Consider the following 15,743-nt stretch of genomic DNA (forward strand, 5'->3'; position numbering starts at 1 on the left):
TGTTAAGAAAGGTTAACGGCAAAGGCTTAACAGGCGGTGAAACCGCCGCCTTTGCGAAATTTCTTAACCATGTCAGCAGTCGCCGCTGCTCCGGCCATTGGACCTGATGATGCAGACCGAACTCGGCTGCGGCTGCAGCACGCTGCGGCGCAGCGTGTAGGTTTCGCGATGGCCGATCGAGCCTGTGGCCGCCATGTCGAGCCCGCCGAAACCGTCACGGACCGACAGCGAGCGTGTCTGGCTATCGAGGAAAGGGGTTGCGATCAGCGCCAGCGCCACCGCGGCCGAACCGAACAGAAGCGTGATGCGCAATATGCCCATGCCCGCATCGGCGGCGCGAAAGCCGCGCTCGGGCCTGATCGAGTCCCAATCCCTGTCTAGGCTCATGCTATCGCTCCCCGGCAAATCGACGGCTCGGCCGCGAACGGCCATGCTTCAACTTTTCACGACGAGATAAATCTTCCATTAATGCTGGCTGGTACAACGCCTCGGCCAGGAACCGGCCGGACGGGAGCCTCAGAGAAGATCGATGAGGAACGGGATCAGCGGCTCATCGGCCGGCGGCATCGGATACTCGCGCATCTGCTTCGGCCGCACCCATTTCAGCGTCTGCCCTTCCCTGGGCTGCGCGATACCGCGAAAGCGGCGACAGATGAACAGCGGCATCAGCAGGTGGAAATCGTCGTAGGAATGGCTGGCGAAAGTGAGCGGCGCCAGGCACGGGATGTCGGTTTCGATGCCGATTTCCTCATGCAGTTCGCGAATGATGCATTGTTCGGGCGTCTCGCCCGGCTCGACCTTGCCGCCGGGAAATTCCCACAGCCCGGCAAGTTGCTTACCCTGAGGCCGCTGCGCCAAAAGCACCCGGCCGTCGGCATCGACCAGCGCGCAGGCGGCGACCAGCAGCAGGCGCTTGCCGGCAATCACGACATCATTCATGACCCGGCGGCCGGCGGTAGTGGTAGCGATAGACTTCCTCGAAGCCGAGCGAATGGTAGAGCGCCAGTGCCGGCACATTGTTGGCCTCGACTTGCAGCCAGGCTTCCCGTGCGCCCCGCAGCCGTGCCCATTTCAGTGCCGACAGGATCAGGTTGCGGCCGTGGCCCCTGTTGCGTGCCGACTTGTCGGTGGCGACTTCGAACAGGCCGGCGAGATCGCCGTCATGCACGCAGATCAGCGTCGCCAGCGCTTCTGATCCATCTTCGAGCGCGAACAGCCCGGCTTCGGGCTGGATGGCGCCGATGATCTCCGACAGGCCGGGGCGCAGCGAAACATCCGAACCGCTGACCTTGAGCGACGCGCCGATGAAGCGGCTGATGTCTTTCAGCGGGATCTGGTCCATGGCAGCGTCGAGTTGCGCATCGGCCAGCGGCAGCCGCATGACCAGCGACTCGTCGAACCGGCTCCATCCCTCACGGTCGAGATGACTGGCAAGATCGGGACCCGACAACGGCGACATGCGGAATGTCAGCGGCCTGCCATAGGCATCGAAACGGCGGCTGGCCCGGCCGATACGGTCGGCAATGTGCTGGATGTCGCCGGGATCGAGCGGATTGACCGAGTTCAGCCGCTTGGCCGGATGGCCGGCGGTCAGCCGCACCACCCAGGTGCCGTCATAGTGGACGGCGGCCGCCGGCCAGGCGCGAAAGCCGGCCGCCTCGTAACGGCGTACGATCGCCAGCATGCTTGCCGGATGCCTGGAGCTCAAAACCGTCAGCTCCGGTAATCGCCATTGATGGCGACATATTCCTTGGTGAGGTCGCAGGTCCACACCGTCGCCTTGCCGCGGCCGATGCCGATATCGGCGCGGATGCGGATATCGTCGCGCTTCATGTAGGCCGACGTCGCCGCCTCGGAATAGCCGGGATCGCGCTCGCCTTCATGCGCCAGCCTGTTGTCGCCGAACCAGATCGACAGCCGGTCGCGATCGGCGGGTTCGCCGGCCTTGCCGACGGCCATGACGACGCGGCCCCAATTGGCGTCCTCGCCGGCGACTGCCGTCTTGACCAGCGGCGAATTGGCGATCGACAGCGCGATGCGCTTGGCCGAGCGCGCCGATTTGGCGCCGGTGACGGTGACTTCGACCTGCTTGCGGGCGCCTTCGCCGTCGCGCACCACCTGCAGCGCCAGCGATTTCAGCACCTTGCCGAGCGCCCGGCGGAACGTGCCGAGACGGGCATCCTTGGGATCGGTTATCTCCGGCGCGCCGCGCCTGGCGGCCTTGCCGGTGGCGAAGATCAGCAGCGTGTCGCTGGTCGAGGTGTCGCTGTCGACGGTGACCGCGTTGAAAGTCTTGGCCGTGCCGCGCGACAACAGATCCTGCAGGACAGGGGCGGCGATCGGCGCGTCGGTGGCGATGAAGGAGAGCATCGTCGCCATGTCGGGCGCGATCATGCCGGCGCCCTTGGAAATGCCGTTGATGGTGACATCGGTGTCGCCGAGCTTGACGGTCGCGGTCGCCACTTTCGGATAGGTATCCGTGGTCATGATCGCCTTTGCCGCTTCGGTCCACAGCTCGGGCTTGCCGTTGCTGACCAGCCCCGCGAGCAGATGGCTGAATTTGCTGGTGTCGAGCGGCTCGCCGATGACGCCGGTCGAGGCCATGAAAACCTCCGCTGCCGTGCAGCCGGCCGCCTTCGCCGCCGCCTCGCCGGTCAGTGCGGTCGACTCGCGGCCCTTCTTGCCGGTGAAGGCGTTGGCGTTGCCCGAATTGACGACCAGCACCCGCGCCTTGCCCGCGCCGAGATTCTGCCGGCAGAAATCCACCGGCGCGGAGGGGCATTTCGATTTCGTGAACACGCCGGCGACCGCAGTGCCTTCATCGAAGACCATGGTCAAAAGATCGGTGCGGCCCTTGTACTTTATCCCGGCCTCGGCGGTGGCGATGCGCACCCCCTCGATTTCTGGCATTTTCGGGTATTTCTTCGGCGCAAGCGGCGAAATCGTCGTGGACATGGAGGCCTCGGGCGGGAAAATCGCAACGGAAGGCCGGTTTGCCCGATAGACCGCGCCGGCGCAAGGGCGTTTTCGTCGCTCTTGTCCGGGAGCTCGAACTCGCCCCTGGGAGCAGGGCTCCGAGACGTCGCAAGCCCATGCAGTAGACATCGTCCGACGGCCGGTCCGGCGGTGTCAGCCAGTTTGCGCCGGCCGCGTTCCTGTAATAGGAATTTATTCTTGACAGGGTGAGAGCAGCTATGCTACATTTTCGTCCATGGTGCTGATTTGCGCCAGTGACCCGCCTCCGGCGGGTTTTGCTTTTGGGGGCTCACCAACCGAGACGCCGGTAAGGTTCCGGAAAAACGACCAACCCCTGCCCCGACCTTGCCAGCCTCCAGAAGCTTCAAAACGCGCCGTTTCGTTTGAGCGTCGGGTCACCTATATTGCCGGCGAAGTGTTTGGCGAGGACGACAGAGATGGCCGAGGACGCCGATCCGGCGCGCAGATCGATCGGTGCGCGGCGCAATCCCGACAGCGCCGAGGCCATTCTCCAAGCCGCCGAGACCGTGCTGGTCGAAGCCGGTTATGCCGGTTTCTCGATCGAGGCGGTGGCGCGGCGGGCCCGCGCCGGCAAACCCACCATCTATCGCTGGTGGCCGAGCAAGGCGGCGTTGCTGCTTGAGGTCTACCAGCGCCAGAAGCGCGTCGATGTTCCCGATACCGGGGTGTTGGAGGAGGATCTCGTCGGCTTCCTGAAGAACCTGTTCGCCCACTGGCGCGAGACATCGTCGGGAAGCGTGTTCCGGTCGCTGATCGCCGAGGCACAGTCGGACGCGACCGCGGCCGCGGCCCTTGCCGACTACTCACTGGGCCGACGGTCCCATACCGCCCAGATCATCGAACGCGCCAAGGCAAGGGGCGAAATCCCGGCCGAAATCGATTCAGCTGTCGTCGCCGACCTGATCGCCTCCTTCGCCTGGAGACATCTGCTGACCAACCGGCTCGACGAGGACGAAGCGACCATCGGCAAGGCCGTCAACTACGTGATGCGAGGCATAGCGGCGCCTGCCTCGTAAAGACGGCAATGAATGAAAAGGGCGCGGCAACCCCTGGCTGCCGCGCCCCTTTTCAAAAAGCTGCCAGTCTTACTTGGCGCTTTCCAGCGTATCGACCGCCTTCTTCAGGTTGGCGTCGGGGATCTCGACCTTGGCGCCGGCGCGCAGCGACTTGACCAGCGCGAAATACTTGTCGCGGATGACGGCCTGCTTGGCCTGGTCCTTGACGTCGTCGAAGGCCGGCGGCTGCTTGGTGCGCTTGTCCTCGAGCTTGATGACATGCCAGCCGAACTGCGTTTGCACCGGCTGCTCGGTGTATTTGCCGACCTCGAGCGCGGAGGCCGCCTTGTCGAACTCCGGCACCATCTGGCCAGGTCCGAACCAGCCGAGATCGCCGCCGCTGGTCTTGCCTGACGGATCGCTGGTGTGCTCGTTGGCGAGCTTCTGGAAGTCGGCGCCGCCGTCGAGCTGCTTGATGATCGCCTCGGCCTCTTCCTTCGTCTTCACGAGGATGTGACGGGCATGCAGCTCGTTGGTGGGCGGCGTGTTGGCGATTTCCTGGTCGTAACGGGCGCGGACCTCGGCGTCGGTGACCTTGTCGACGACACCCTTCTCGACCATCTCGCCATGCAGCGCGCGCTGCTGCAGGAAGGCCATGCGGCGCTGGAAGTCGGGATCCTTGTCGAGCCCTGTGGTGACCGCCTGGGCGGCCATGACGCGGATCTCGATGGCAGCCGAAAGGGCGGCAGCACGGCGCTGCTCGGGCGGCAATTGTGCGAACTGCTGCGACAATTCCCCTTCGGCAAGCACCAGATCTGCTTCGGTCAGGGGCTGACCGTTGACCGTGGCGATAACCTTATTGGGATCGACCGGTGCCGCGGCTGGCGCTGCTGCATCCGCCGGAGCGGGAGCGGTTTGCTGCGCCATCACAGGCGAGAGCGAAAGGGCCGACAGGCCGACGGCCAAGCCAAGGCTGGCGAGCGACGCGCGGCGAAACAACAGGGACATAGGGGGACTCCGGTGGGGATTGTTAAGAGGGGTGCTTCCAGATCGGCCAGATTGTGGCGGAATTTGGCGCAGCCAGCAGGGCCAGCGCGGCGTTGACATCAGTTGAGCCCCCTCTTATCTGTCCAACGACTTTGCGTCCAGAACCGTTTTCCGGGCGCTTTTTGTGTTTGTCCACGTTCACGTGGAATTGATGGGGCCGCCCGGCGCTCATCTCAAGATTGAGAATTCTATCGAAAGGACCATTGGATGGTCAGTCTCGGCGGTCTCGCCCGTAAGGTTTTCGGTTCCTCCAACGACCGTCGGGTCAAATCGACCCGGCCCCGTGTCGAGGCGATCAACGCCATGGAAAACGAGATGCGGGCGCTTTCCGATGAGGAATTGGTCGGCCGCACCGCGAAATTCCGCCAGGACATCGCCAACGGCGCCACGCTCGATGACCTGTTGGTGCCGGCTTTCGCCACCGCCCGCGAGGCCGCGCGCCGCGTGCTCGGCATGCGCCCCTTCGATGTCCAGCTGATCGGCGGCATGGTGCTGCACAATGGCGGCATTGCCGAGATGCGCACCGGCGAGGGCAAGACCCTGGTCGCGACGCTGCCGGTCTACCTCAACGCGCTTGCCGGCAAGGGCGTCCACGTCGTCACCGTCAACGACTATCTGGCCACCCGCGACTCCGAATGGATGGGCCGCGTCTACAAATTCCTCGGCCTCTCGGTCGGCGTGATCGTCCACGGCCTATCCGACGAGGAGCGCAGCGCCGCCTACGCCGCCGATGTCACCTACGCCACCAACAACGAGCTCGGCTTCGACTATCTGCGCGACAACATGAAATACGAGCGCGCCCAGATGGTGCAGCGCGGTCACAATTACGCGATCGTCGACGAAGTCGATTCCATCCTGGTCGACGAGGCGCGCACGCCGTTGATCATTTCCGGTCCGCTCGAGGACCGTTCGGAAATGTACAACACCATCGACACCTTCATCATCCAGCTGCAGCCGCAGGATTATGAGATCGACGAGAAGCAGAAGACCTCGATCTTCACCGAGGAAGGCACCGAGAAGCTCGAGAACCTCTTGCGCGACGCCGGCCTGCTCAAGGGCGAGTCGCTCTACGACGTCGAGAACGTCGCCATCGTCCACCACGTCAACAACGCGCTGAAGGCGCACCGGCTGTTCCAGAAGGACAAGGACTATATCGTCCGCAACGGCGAGATCGTCATCATCGACGAGTTCACCGGCCGCATGATGCCGGGCCGCCGCTATTCGGAAGGCCTGCACCAGGCGCTCGAAGCCAAGGAGCATGTGGCGATCCAGCCGGAGAACCAGACGCTCGCCTCCGTCACCTTCCAGAACTATTTCCGCCTCTACAAGAAGCTGTCCGGCATGACCGGCACGGCGCTGACCGAGGCCGAGGAATTCGGCAACATCTACGGCCTCGAAGTCACCGAGATCCCGACCAATCTGCCGGTGATCCGCATCGACGAGGACGACGAGGTCTACCGGACGGTCGAGGAGAAATACAAGGCGATCGTCAGGGAGATCCGCGAAGCCAGCGCCAAGGGCCAGCCGACGCTGGTCGGCACCACCTCCATCGAAAAATCCGAGCAGCTGGCCGAGCGCCTGCGCAAGGAAGGTTTTACCGATTTCGAAGTGCTGAACGCCCGCCATCACGAGCGCGAGGCGGCGATCGTCGCCCAGGCCGGCAAGCCCGGCGCCATCACCATCGCCACCAACATGGCCGGCCGCGGCACCGACATCAAGCTCGGCGGCAATGCCGAGATGCGGATCGAGGAAGAGCTGGGCGACATGCCGGCCGGCCCCGAACGCGAGGCGCGGGAAAAGGAAATCATTGCCGACATTGAGCGGCTGAAGGAAAAGGCGCTGGCCGCCGGCGGCCTCTATGTGCTGGCCACCGAACGCCACGAATCGCGCCGCATCGACAACCAGCTTAGAGGTCGTTCAGGAAGACAAGGCGACCCCGGCCGCTCGAAATTCTTCCTGTCGCTGCAGGACGATCTGATGCGCATCTTCGGCTCCGAGCGCATGGACGGCATGCTGCAGAAGCTCGGTCTCAAGGAAGACGAGGCGATCATCCATCCGTGGATCAACAAGGCGCTGGAAAAGGCGCAGAAGAAGGTCGAGGCGCGCAACTTCGACATCCGCAAGAACCTGTTGAAATATGACGACGTCTCCAACGACCAGCGCAAGGTGGTGTTCGAGCAGCGCATCGAACTGATGGACGGCGAAGGCCTCTCCGAAACGATCGCCGAAATGCGCGAAGGCGTCATCGACGAGATCGTCGCCAAGGCCATTCCCGAAAACGCCTATGCCGAGCAGTGGAACGTTGCCGGGCTGAAGGCCGAGATCGCCGAGTTCCTGAACCTCGACCTGCCGGTCGAGGACTGGGCCAAGGAAGAGGGCATCGCCGAGGACGACATCCGCGAGCGCATCGCGCAGGCCGCCGAAGCCGCCGCCAAGGAGCGCGCCGAGCGTTTTGGCCCCGAGGTGATGAACTACGTCGAGCGCTCGGTGGTGCTGCAGACGCTCGACCATCTGTGGCGCGAGCACATCGTCAATCTCGACCATCTGCGTTCGGTCGTCGGCTTCCGCGGCTACGCCCAGCGCGATCCGCTGCAGGAGTACAAGGGCGAGGCGTTCGAGCTCTTCCAGGCCATGCTTGGCAATCTGCGCCAGGCCGTCACCGCGCAGCTGATGCGCGTCGAACTGGTCCGGCAGGCCGCCGAAGCCCCGCCTCCGGAAGCCCCCGACATGTTCGGCACCCATATCGACGGCACCACCGGCGAAAACGACTTCGAAGGCGGCGAAACCGCCCTCCTGGTCCGCCCGGAGACAACCGCAATCGTCGCCCCCGAAGACCGCGACCCCAACAACCAGGCCACCTGGGGCAAAGTCGGCCGCAACGAAGCCTGCCCCTGCGGATCGGGAAAGAAGTACAAGCACTGCCACGGGGCGTTCGCGTAAAGGCGCGGCGCTTTCCTTCCCCCCGTTCACAGGGAGAAGGTGCCGGCAGGCAGATGAGGGGCGGCGCGGATTTTCGCGATTAGCCAATCTCCCCACCTGAGGGGGAGATGGCCGGCAGGCCAGAGGGGGGCGCTGTCCCGCCGACTAAGCCGCCTCGAACTCGAACTTCAGCTGCGCGGCCTCTTCCTCTGGCAACCAAGGCACCATCTGAGGCACGATCTTGCGATAAAGCCGGGTGCTATCCTGATCGGCAACGTCTCCGTGCTGCGCGCCTCGGCGATGATGAAACAGCGGCGCAACCTCAAACGCCTGCGCCGCCCCTCATCCGCCTGCCGGCACCTTCTCCCCGTGAACGGGGCGAAGGGCGCTCCACCCAACCGTTTCTTAATGTGTCTCCGCTACACCAACGCCTGAAAAGAAGCGGAAAACGGAGAGAAATCGGGGTGCGCTTTTCCGCGGCCACGACAGCCGGGCGGTTCTTGCCGCAGCGTTGGGCGCTGCGCATGGGGCCGTTGCTTGGCCGCATCGATGCGGTGCTGTTCACCGCCGACGAGCGCGGCGAGGCCAGCCGCATGTCGGTTATCGCCTTCTCGGTCCGCATCGTCAGCGCCGTCATTGCCTTCGTCAGCCAGGTGCTGATGGCACGCTGGATGGGCTCGTTCGAATATGGCATCTTCGTCCTCGTCTGGGTGACGATGGTCATCGTCGGCAATCTCGCCTGCCTGGGCTTCCACACCTCCGTCATCCGCTACATTCCCGAATACCGCGAGCGCGGCTTGATGGACGAGTTGCGCGGCATCGTGCTGGCCAGCCGTCTGTTCGTGCTGATCGCATCGACGCTGATCGCCGGGCTCGGCGCGCTCGGCGTCTGGCTGGCGGCACCCTGGATCGAAAGCTACTATGTGATCCCGTTTATCCTCGGCGTCATCTGCCTGCCGATGATCGCCATGTCCGACCTTCTGTCGGGCCTGGCACGCGCCAACAGCTGGGCGCTGTTTGCCCTGTCGCCGACCTATCTGGTGCGGCCGGTGCTGATCCTGCTGTTCATGGCGCTGATGCTGTTTGCGGGCTACGCACCCGATGCCAGGACCGCGATCTTCGCCTCGATCGCCGCCACCTACGCCACAACGCTCGGCCAGCTTATCGGTGTCACCCAGCGCATGGAACGGCAGATCCCGGCCGGGCCGATGAAGGTCCATTTCGCGCAATGGTTCGTCGTCTCGCTGCCGATCTTCCTGGTCGAGAGCTTCTTCTTCCTGCTGACCAATGCCGACGTGCTGATGGTCGGCGCCTATATGGACCCCAATGACGTCGCCGTCTATTTCGCCACGGTGAAGACGCTGGCGCTGGTGCATTTCGTCTACTTCGCCGTCAAGGCCGGCGTCGCCCAGCGTTACGCCCAGTTCACCCATGGCGACCCGCAAAGGCTCGCCGCCTTTGCCCGCGAGACGGTGTCGTGGACGTTCTGGCCTTCGCTGTTGATGGCGCTGCTGGTGCTGGCGCTCGGCGAGCCGATGCTGGTGCTGTTCGGCCCGGAATTCAGCAGCGGCTATCCCTTGCTGTTCCTGCTCGTCTTCGGCGTCGCGGCGCGCGCCGCCGTCGGCCCCTGCGAAAGCCTGCTGACGATGAGCGGCAACCAGAACATCTGCGCCGCCGTCTATGCCATGACGCTGGCCTTCAACATCGCCCTCAACGTGGTGCTGATCCCGATGTTCGGCCTGTGGGGCGCGGCCATGGCCACCGCCTTTGCCATGATCTTCGAAGCCGGCGCGCTGTCCTTCACGGTGTGGCGCAAGCTCGGCATCGTCATGCTTATCTTCGTGCCTGCGAAAGGAGCCGCGTGATGGCTGCCATCCCGTTGCTTGAGGAAACCAGCGGCGGCACCGCCGGCGCCATGGTGTCGGGCCTTGCCGGGCTGACCCGTGACGCCGACCCCGCCCATATCGAGATTCTCGCCAACAACCGGCCCGAGCGCAAGCTCGCCATCTACCCGGCATCCGCCGGCTTCGACCTTGTCGAGGAACTGGATTATCTCTGCGCCCGCACGGTCGAGCCCAACGTGTTCTTCAACCCGCGTTTCCTTGCGCCCGCCATGCCGCGGCTGGAGGATCGCGAGGTGCGGCTGGCGGTCATCCGCGACGGCGACGAATACCGCAACCGGCTGCGCCTTCTGGTGCCGTTCTCGGTGGAACGGCCGGTGGTGCCGCTCGGCGTGCCGGTGATGCGCACATGGTCGAGCCCGTTCGGTCCGCTCGGCACGCCGCTGGTCGACCGCGACGACCCGGTGGGCGTCGTCGAGGATTTCTTCTCGATGCTGTCGCGCCCGCATCTCAAGCTGCCGAAAGTGTTCGTCCTGCCCGATGTCCGGCTCGATGGCCCGGTGGCGAGCCTGTTTGCCACCGTGGCCGAGACGCGCGGCCTGATGCTGGTCACCACCGGCCAGACCCTGCGCCCGGCGCTGGAGAGCGAGCGCGACGGCGATGACTATCTGAAGGCCTCGCTGCGTTCGCACCATTATCGCGAGTTCCGGCGGCTGAAGCGGCGCCTTGGCGACCTCGGCAGGCTGGAGCATGTCGTGGCGCGCGGCCCCGAAGACATCCGCCACGCCATCGAGAACTTCCTGACGCTGGAGGCGGCCGGCTGGAAGGGCCGCGAACGCACCGCCATGGCGATCGACCGTTTCCGCGCCGCCTTCGCCCGCGAGGCCGTGCACCGGCTGGCCGAGCAGGACATGTGCCGCATCCATTCGCTGACGCTCGACGGCCGCACCATCGCCTGCCTGATCGTCTTCGTCGAAGCCGGCATCGCCTACACCTGGAAGACCGCCTATGACGAGACGCTGGCCAGCTATTCGCCGGGCACCTTGCTGATGATCGAGGTGACCAGGCAGCATCTCGACGATCCCAACATCATGATGACCGATTCCTGCGCCGTGCCCGACCATCCGGTGATGAGCCGGCTATGGGCCGAGCGCAAGCCGATGGGCACGCTGGTGATCGGCCTGACGCCGGACGCCGACCGCCTCACCCGCCAGGCCGCCTCGCAACTGCACCTCTACCGCGAAACCCGCAACATGGCCCGCCTGCTGCGCAACCGCATGAAGAGCTTGTTGGGGCGGCGCTGAGAAAAGGCAAGGGTGCGGTTCTGGAAGGATGGCACATTTTCGCTGCAATATTTGACACAGAGGTGGCCGGGACTTTACTTCGATTGCCCAAGAGGCAAGCGCTAAGATCGACTTCCGCTTCAAAAAAACGAGATTTTTTGCAGCAATTTTCCGGTGAAACCCGGCAAGATCTACTCGCATTCTTGTCCTTGATGCACGATAGTCTAGTGATTCGGTCCCCGATGAGAGAAAAATGTCGCTGAATCATGAGGCCAACGGCGCCCGGCACATCAGTGCGAACGACAGCGCCGTTGTCCGAAGGGCCGACGAAGACTTCGAAGAACTGATTCGAAGCATCCGAGCCGCCACGCATCAAGCTTTGCCTCTCTTCGAAGAGGAGCCCGTGACCGGATTGGCCCAGTCAGACACGCTGGCCGCCTCCCTCGGCTCGACTTCGGCCCGGACGGGCTCGAGTCAGGCCCACGCCATGCGCGGCTCCTCGCTCTTGTCCAACGATGACGACTTGGCGTGGTCGTTGGTTGAGGACTATGTGGCCAGGCTCGATGCGCAAACGCACGATGCCGACGCTCACGATACGGACAAATGGGACTTGCAGGAAGAGGTGGCGAAGCTGCAACGCTTGCAGGATCGCACCTCGAAAGAGCTTGGGCGAAAATCGCGCGAGCTATCGATCGCAAGCAAGACCATCGCCGACCTGGAGGTCCAACTCAACAGGGCACGGCAGACCATTGCGCAGGCGGATAGGCATGCCGGCCAGCGCGCAACACGGTTCCTCGAAGCGAATGTCGAGGTCGAGCGCCTGGGACGGAACCTGGCGCGCGTGTCGGGGCAACTTCGCGACGAGACCATGGCCAGGCAAGCCGCCGAGCAGGCGCGTGAGGACGTTGCATCGCGGCTCGCCAGCTTGCAACAGGCCGCCATGCTGCTTCGGTCCAAGGTCGCGGACTACCAGCTCCACAACGAACGACTGACCGGCAAACTATCTGCGCAGATGCTTGTACAGCAGGACCTGCAGGCGCGGCTGTCCACGGTCGAGCATCAGCGCGGCGTTCTCGGCGATTGCGCCGCCGCCGCGCAGGAACGGGCCGTGGAACTTGAAAAGAGCTTGCGCTTGCTCCAGCGCAACGCCCCCGATCAAAGCGTGGTCCGCGCAACGCCGAGCGCCGGGCAGCGCGCCGAGGACGTGGCCGAGCATCGGCGCCAAACCTCGGAAACCGAGATTGCGAAATTACGCCAGGAGCGCGACGCGGCGCGCCGGGACTGTGGCGCGGTGAAGGTTCAACTCGCCGATCTCCGCTTGCGCGGCATGACCGACGAACTCGCGCATGCCCGTTGCCGCAACGAGAACCGCCAGCTTCACCAAAGGCTGGAAACGCTGACACGCCAGGATCCGCCCAGCGGACCGGCAGCCGATGACAGCGCCGACCTAGAACGGACATTCGACGAATTGCTGGCAGCTGGCGAGATCGGCCCGGCCAATGACGGCGACCCCAGCGTGGCGCGCAAAGCGTGTTGATCGCCTGCTGAGACGTATCGGGAGCCAAAGCGACCGTGACGCCCTTCGTCTATTGAACTTCGAGTGGCCCGCCACCCGAAGCTCGGAGAGCGAAGGGTGGTGCCCCTAGCCGGGATCGAACCAGCACTCCTTGCGGAACTCGATTTTGAGTCGAGCGCGTCTACCAATTCCGCCATAGGGGCTCAGGCCGGGCGGCCTGGATGGCGCGGGACTATACGGTTGGAGGCCTGTTCGTCAACTGGCCAATTCCTCGTCGCCCCGGATGCGACCAAACTGCGCCTTTCGATTTCGTGACGGGGCTGCCATTGTGCAGCGCGGAAAATCTTTCTAGACAGGCGGCGCATCAAAGCGCGGCACGTCTGCGGGGACGGATGGCGTGCGCTGGGTCTTTGTTCTGTGCATGCCGTTACACCCCAACATGCCTGCGCAATTGAACGACACGCATTAGGAGTGCCGATGCTTCGCGGACTTTACGACTGGACCCTGTCGCTGGCGGCCCGCAAATCCGCCGAATGGTGGCTGGCCTTCATCGCCTTCGTCGAAAGCTCGGTGTTCCTGGTGCCGGCCGACGTGCTCTATCTGCCGATGGCGCTGTCGCGGCCGGATCGCGCCTACCGCTATGCGCTGATCGCCACCGTCGCCTCGGTGCTGGGCGGCATCGCCGGCTGGTTCATCGGCCACTATGCCTATGACGCGGTCGCCAGGCCGATCCTCGAATTCTACGGCAAGTACGACGAGTTCGAGCAACTGCGCGCGGGCGCCGGCGTCGGCTTCATCGTCCTGATGCTGATCACATCGGGTGCCGCCCACCTGCCGCCGATCAAGGTGGTGACGATCCTGTCCGGTGTCATCGGCGTCAATTTGCTGCTGTTCATCGTGCTGGCGATCGTGGCCCGCGGCGCCCGCTTCCTGCTGCTCGCCTGGCTGCTGCGCCGCTATGGCGAACCGATCCGCGAATTCATCGAAAAGCGCCTCGGCCTGATCGCCGGCGCCGGGGCGGTTGCCCTGATTTTGCTCTATATCCTGGTCAAATACGCGTTCTGAACAGAACCATTGCAAGCCGGACGGACCGATTGAAATGACAGCGACCATGAATGCCGACACCGGACGCCAGCGCACGCTGACCGCCTTGTTCCTCGCCGCCGCCATGGCCGCCACTGTCGGCTCGGCGCTCGGCTTCCAGTATCTCGGCGGCTACATCCCCTGCCACCTCTGCCTCGAACAGCGCACGCCCTACTATATCGGCGTCCCGCTGATGGTGCTGGCGGTGATTGCATCGATGCTGCACGCACCCAGCTGGCTGACGCGCGGCCTGCTGGCCGTCGGCGGCATCCTGATGCTCTACGGCCTCTATCTCGGCGTCTACCACTCCGGCGTCGAATGGCAGTGGTGGGCCGGCCCGACCGATTGTACCGCAGGCGCCGGACCGGTCGACACCGGCGGCAAGGGCGTGCTCGACGCGCTCGACAAATTCGTGCCGCCATCCTGCGACAAGGCCGCCTTGCGCATCCTCGGCCTGTCGCTGGCCGGCTGGAACGCCATCGCCAGCCTGATCCTCGCCGCCGTCGCCTTCCGAGCCGCTTTCGCCCGCGACTAAGCCAATTCGATTGAACGGCGCGACGCAGAGTTCGAGCAAAAATTCGCCAGGCTGAGTCGGATGGCGCGGCTTTCGAGAACCGGAGCGGAGCGTACTGAAGTACGTGAGCACCGGAAGCGCAGAAAGCTGCGTCAGGCGGCCAGCATGGCGGATTTGTGCCGAACTCTATGGTTCGAGTTCGACATCCCAGTAGAGATAATCCATCCAGCTCTCATGCAGATGGTTGGGCGGGAACAGGCGGCCATTGTTGTGCAGATCGTGCACCGTCGGCTGGAAAGGCTTCTGCAGCGGCCACATCTTGGCATGCGCCGGCATCATGCCGCCCTTCCTCAAATTGCACGGCGAACAGGCGGCAACGACATTCTCCCACGTCGTCGCGCCGCCGCGATGGCGGGGGATGACGTGATCGAAGGTCAGGTCCTCCGGCGTGCCGCAATATTGGCACTGGAAGCGATCGCGCAGGAAGACGTTGAAGCGGGTGAAGGCCGGGTGCCTGGAGGGCTTCACATAGGCCTTAAGACTGACAACGCTCGGCAGCTTCATCGAGAAGGTCGGCGAGGAGACGGCGTGCTCGTATTCGGCGACGATGTTCACCCGGTCGAGGAACACCGCCTTGATAGCGTCCTGCCACGACCAGAGCGACAAGGGGTAATAGCTGAGCGGACGGTAATCCGCATTCAGCACCAGTGCTGGAAGCCCATCCGGAGATACGGCAACCGTCACGTGTTCACCTCCTTGGTTCTAGACCCGAACGGCACGGATACTGTAAGCCCGACATGACAGGGATGTGAAGCGGATTGTCGCGTCGCTGAAGCGCCAAAAATGCATGATTTTTATGATTTTTCGCGGATTCAGGCCGGCGGCGCGGCGTCCCGCCCTCTGGTTTCACGATAATAGGACCAGAAAAGCCGCGATGCGACACCTCGCCACGGGCTCCATGATTCGGCCAATGCGATCAGCGTTTTCTCCGGCGGACGCGGCTCGATGCCGAGCGCGTGGCCGACCGCGCTCTGCAGCGCGACATCACGCGCGGGGAAAATGTCGGGGTGCCCGGCGGCGAATAAAAGGTACACTTCCGCCGTCCACGGGCCGATGCCGGACACCGCCGTCATCGTCGTGATCGCCTCCTCGGCATCGAGCGAACAGAGGTGATGCAGGTCGAGGCCGTCGACCACGGCCTGGGCAATTGCGATCAGGCCACGCTGCTTCGGCCGCGACAGGCCGGCCTCGCGAAACATGTCCTCGCCGGCGGCCAGGATGGCCTGCGGCGTCAGCGGATCGACGAGCTTGGTCAGCCGGCCGAAGATCGCATCGGCGCTGGCGCGGGACACTTGCTGCGAGACGACGATCGACGCCAGGCTTCGAAACCCCGGTTCGGACAGCCGCAGCGGCACCTCGCCGGCCATGCCGCGCACCTTTTCCAGGCGCGGGTCGATCACGCAAAGCGCATCGAGCCCCCGGGCAATGTCGTCCGATGTCGCGATACGCTGCATGCTTTCTTGTTCCTGAACCGGCAGCACGGTAGCA

The 15,743-nt window shown here is 64.2% G+C and carries 14 protein-coding genes and 1 tRNA gene; 7 read left to right on the forward strand and 8 right to left on the reverse strand.

Translation table 11 applies throughout. The annotated features are described in order from the left end of the window. Positions 1-72: 72 nt before the first annotated feature. From LB559_RS15120 to argJ, 4 genes are all read right to left on the reverse strand, one after another. Positions 73-387 carry a hypothetical protein gene (locus LB559_RS15120; protein ID WP_224674414.1) on the reverse strand — a complete coding sequence of 105 codons (315 nt, stop codon included), beginning with the start codon at positions 385-387 and terminating at the stop codon, positions 73-75. A gap of 129 nt (positions 388-516) precedes the next feature. Continuing rightward, positions 517-939, reverse strand: a complete 423-nt coding sequence (mutT, locus tag LB559_RS15125) for an 8-oxo-dGTP diphosphatase MutT (protein WP_063173141.1) — start codon at positions 937-939, stop codon at positions 517-519. Next, a complete protein-coding gene (locus tag LB559_RS15130) occupies positions 932-1,684 on the reverse strand; it encodes a GNAT family N-acetyltransferase (RefSeq protein ID WP_013529443.1) in 753 nt (250 codons plus the stop codon). Before LB559_RS15130 ends, mutT begins: the two co-directional genes overlap by 8 nt. Before the next feature lie 29 nt (positions 1,685-1,713). Then, complete coding sequence (gene argJ / locus LB559_RS15135) at positions 1,714-2,955, reverse strand: bifunctional glutamate N-acetyltransferase/amino-acid acetyltransferase ArgJ (RefSeq protein ID WP_013529442.1); 1,242 nt, start codon at positions 2,953-2,955, stop codon at positions 1,714-1,716. A 458-nt stretch (positions 2,956-3,413) separates the two neighbouring features. Here argJ and LB559_RS15140 point away from each other — a divergent pair, with 458 nt between their 5' ends. Beyond that, positions 3,414-4,013, forward strand: a complete 600-nt coding sequence (locus LB559_RS15140) for a TetR/AcrR family transcriptional regulator (protein WP_224620181.1) — start codon at positions 3,414-3,416, stop codon at positions 4,011-4,013. Between the two features lie 69 nt (positions 4,014-4,082). Here LB559_RS15140 and LB559_RS15145 read toward each other — a convergent pair whose 3' ends face one another. Then, positions 4,083-5,000, reverse strand: coding sequence for a peptidylprolyl isomerase (locus tag LB559_RS15145; RefSeq protein ID WP_024503787.1), 918 nt, complete (start codon positions 4,998-5,000; stop codon positions 4,083-4,085). A 246-nt stretch (positions 5,001-5,246) separates the two neighbouring features. On the opposite strand from LB559_RS15145, the gene secA reads away from it, so the two are divergent. The 4 genes from secA (at position 5,247) to LB559_RS15165 (ending at position 12,619) form a co-directional block, all read left to right on the forward strand. Further along, positions 5,247-7,979 (forward strand): preprotein translocase subunit SecA, encoded by a 2,733-nt coding sequence (secA, locus tag LB559_RS15150; protein ID WP_013529439.1) that lies wholly within the window; start codon positions 5,247-5,249, stop codon positions 7,977-7,979. Positions 7,980-8,422: 443 nt separating this feature from the next. Beyond that, positions 8,423-9,823 carry a lipopolysaccharide biosynthesis protein gene (locus LB559_RS15155; protein WP_224674415.1) on the forward strand — a complete coding sequence of 467 codons (1,401 nt, stop codon included), beginning with the start codon at positions 8,423-8,425 and terminating at the stop codon, positions 9,821-9,823. Then, positions 9,823-11,103, forward strand: a complete 1,281-nt coding sequence (locus tag LB559_RS15160; protein WP_013529437.1) for a GNAT family N-acetyltransferase — start codon at positions 9,823-9,825, stop codon at positions 11,101-11,103. The genes LB559_RS15155 and LB559_RS15160 overlap by 1 nt, the downstream gene beginning before the upstream one ends. Before the next feature lie 232 nt (positions 11,104-11,335). Continuing rightward, complete coding sequence (locus LB559_RS15165; protein ID WP_224674416.1) at positions 11,336-12,619, forward strand: hypothetical protein; 1,284 nt, start codon at positions 11,336-11,338, stop codon at positions 12,617-12,619. 97 nt (positions 12,620-12,716) lie between these two features. Here LB559_RS15165 and LB559_RS15170 read toward each other — a convergent pair. Further along, a tRNA-Leu gene (locus LB559_RS15170) sits at positions 12,717-12,801 on the reverse strand. Positions 12,802-13,075: 274 nt separating this feature from the next. Between LB559_RS15170 and LB559_RS15175 the strand changes: the two genes are divergently transcribed. Continuing rightward, positions 13,076-13,663: a YqaA family protein gene (locus LB559_RS15175; protein WP_013529435.1), complete on the forward strand. Its 588-nt coding sequence runs from the start codon at positions 13,076-13,078 to the stop codon at positions 13,661-13,663. Between the two features lie 34 nt (positions 13,664-13,697). Further along, positions 13,698-14,216 carry a disulfide bond formation protein B gene (locus LB559_RS15180; protein WP_224620178.1) on the forward strand — a complete coding sequence of 173 codons (519 nt, stop codon included), beginning with the start codon at positions 13,698-13,700 and terminating at the stop codon, positions 14,214-14,216. Between the two features lie 165 nt (positions 14,217-14,381). Here the strand turns inward: LB559_RS15180 and LB559_RS15185 are convergent, their stop codons facing one another. Then, a complete protein-coding gene (locus LB559_RS15185) occupies positions 14,382-14,939 on the reverse strand; it encodes an HNH endonuclease (protein ID WP_006328497.1) in 558 nt (185 codons plus the stop codon). 128 nt (positions 14,940-15,067) lie between these two features. Further along, positions 15,068-15,709 carry a DNA-3-methyladenine glycosylase family protein gene (locus LB559_RS15190; RefSeq protein WP_013529433.1) on the reverse strand — a complete coding sequence of 214 codons (642 nt, stop codon included), beginning with the start codon at positions 15,707-15,709 and terminating at the stop codon, positions 15,068-15,070. Between the last annotated feature and the right edge of the window lie 34 nt (positions 15,710-15,743).

The organism is Mesorhizobium sp. BR1-1-3 (genome assembly GCF_020165455.1).
GTDB classification, from domain to species: Bacteria; Pseudomonadota; Alphaproteobacteria; order Rhizobiales; family Rhizobiaceae; genus Mesorhizobium; species Mesorhizobium ciceri.

Coding starts and splice junctions, on each gene's coding strand:
- LB559_RS15120 (WP_224674414.1), bottom strand. CDS start 387: ATGAGCCTAGACAGGGATTGGGACTCGATCAGGCCCGAGCGCGGCTTT.
- mutT (WP_063173141.1), bottom strand. CDS start 939: ATGAATGATGTCGTGATTGCCGGCAAGCGCCTGCTGCTGGTCGCCGCC.
- LB559_RS15130 (WP_013529443.1), bottom strand. CDS start 1,684: ATGCTGGCGATCGTACGCCGTTACGAGGCGGCCGGCTTTCGCGCCTGG.
- argJ (WP_013529442.1), bottom strand. CDS start 2,955: ATGTCCACGACGATTTCGCCGCTTGCGCCGAAGAAATACCCGAAAATG.
- LB559_RS15140 (WP_224620181.1), top strand. CDS start 3,414: ATGGCCGAGGACGCCGATCCGGCGCGCAGATCGATCGGTGCGCGGCGC.
- LB559_RS15145 (WP_024503787.1), bottom strand. CDS start 5,000: ATGTCCCTGTTGTTTCGCCGCGCGTCGCTCGCCAGCCTTGGCTTGGCC.
- secA (WP_013529439.1), top strand. CDS start 5,247: ATGGTCAGTCTCGGCGGTCTCGCCCGTAAGGTTTTCGGTTCCTCCAAC.
- LB559_RS15160 (WP_013529437.1), top strand. CDS start 9,823: ATGGCTGCCATCCCGTTGCTTGAGGAAACCAGCGGCGGCACCGCCGGC.
- LB559_RS15165 (WP_224674416.1), top strand. CDS start 11,336: ATGTCGCTGAATCATGAGGCCAACGGCGCCCGGCACATCAGTGCGAAC.
- LB559_RS15175 (WP_013529435.1), top strand. CDS start 13,076: ATGCTTCGCGGACTTTACGACTGGACCCTGTCGCTGGCGGCCCGCAAA.
- LB559_RS15180 (WP_224620178.1), top strand. CDS start 13,698: ATGACAGCGACCATGAATGCCGACACCGGACGCCAGCGCACGCTGACC.
- LB559_RS15190 (WP_013529433.1), bottom strand. CDS start 15,709: ATGCAGCGTATCGCGACATCGGACGACATTGCCCGGGGGCTCGATGCG.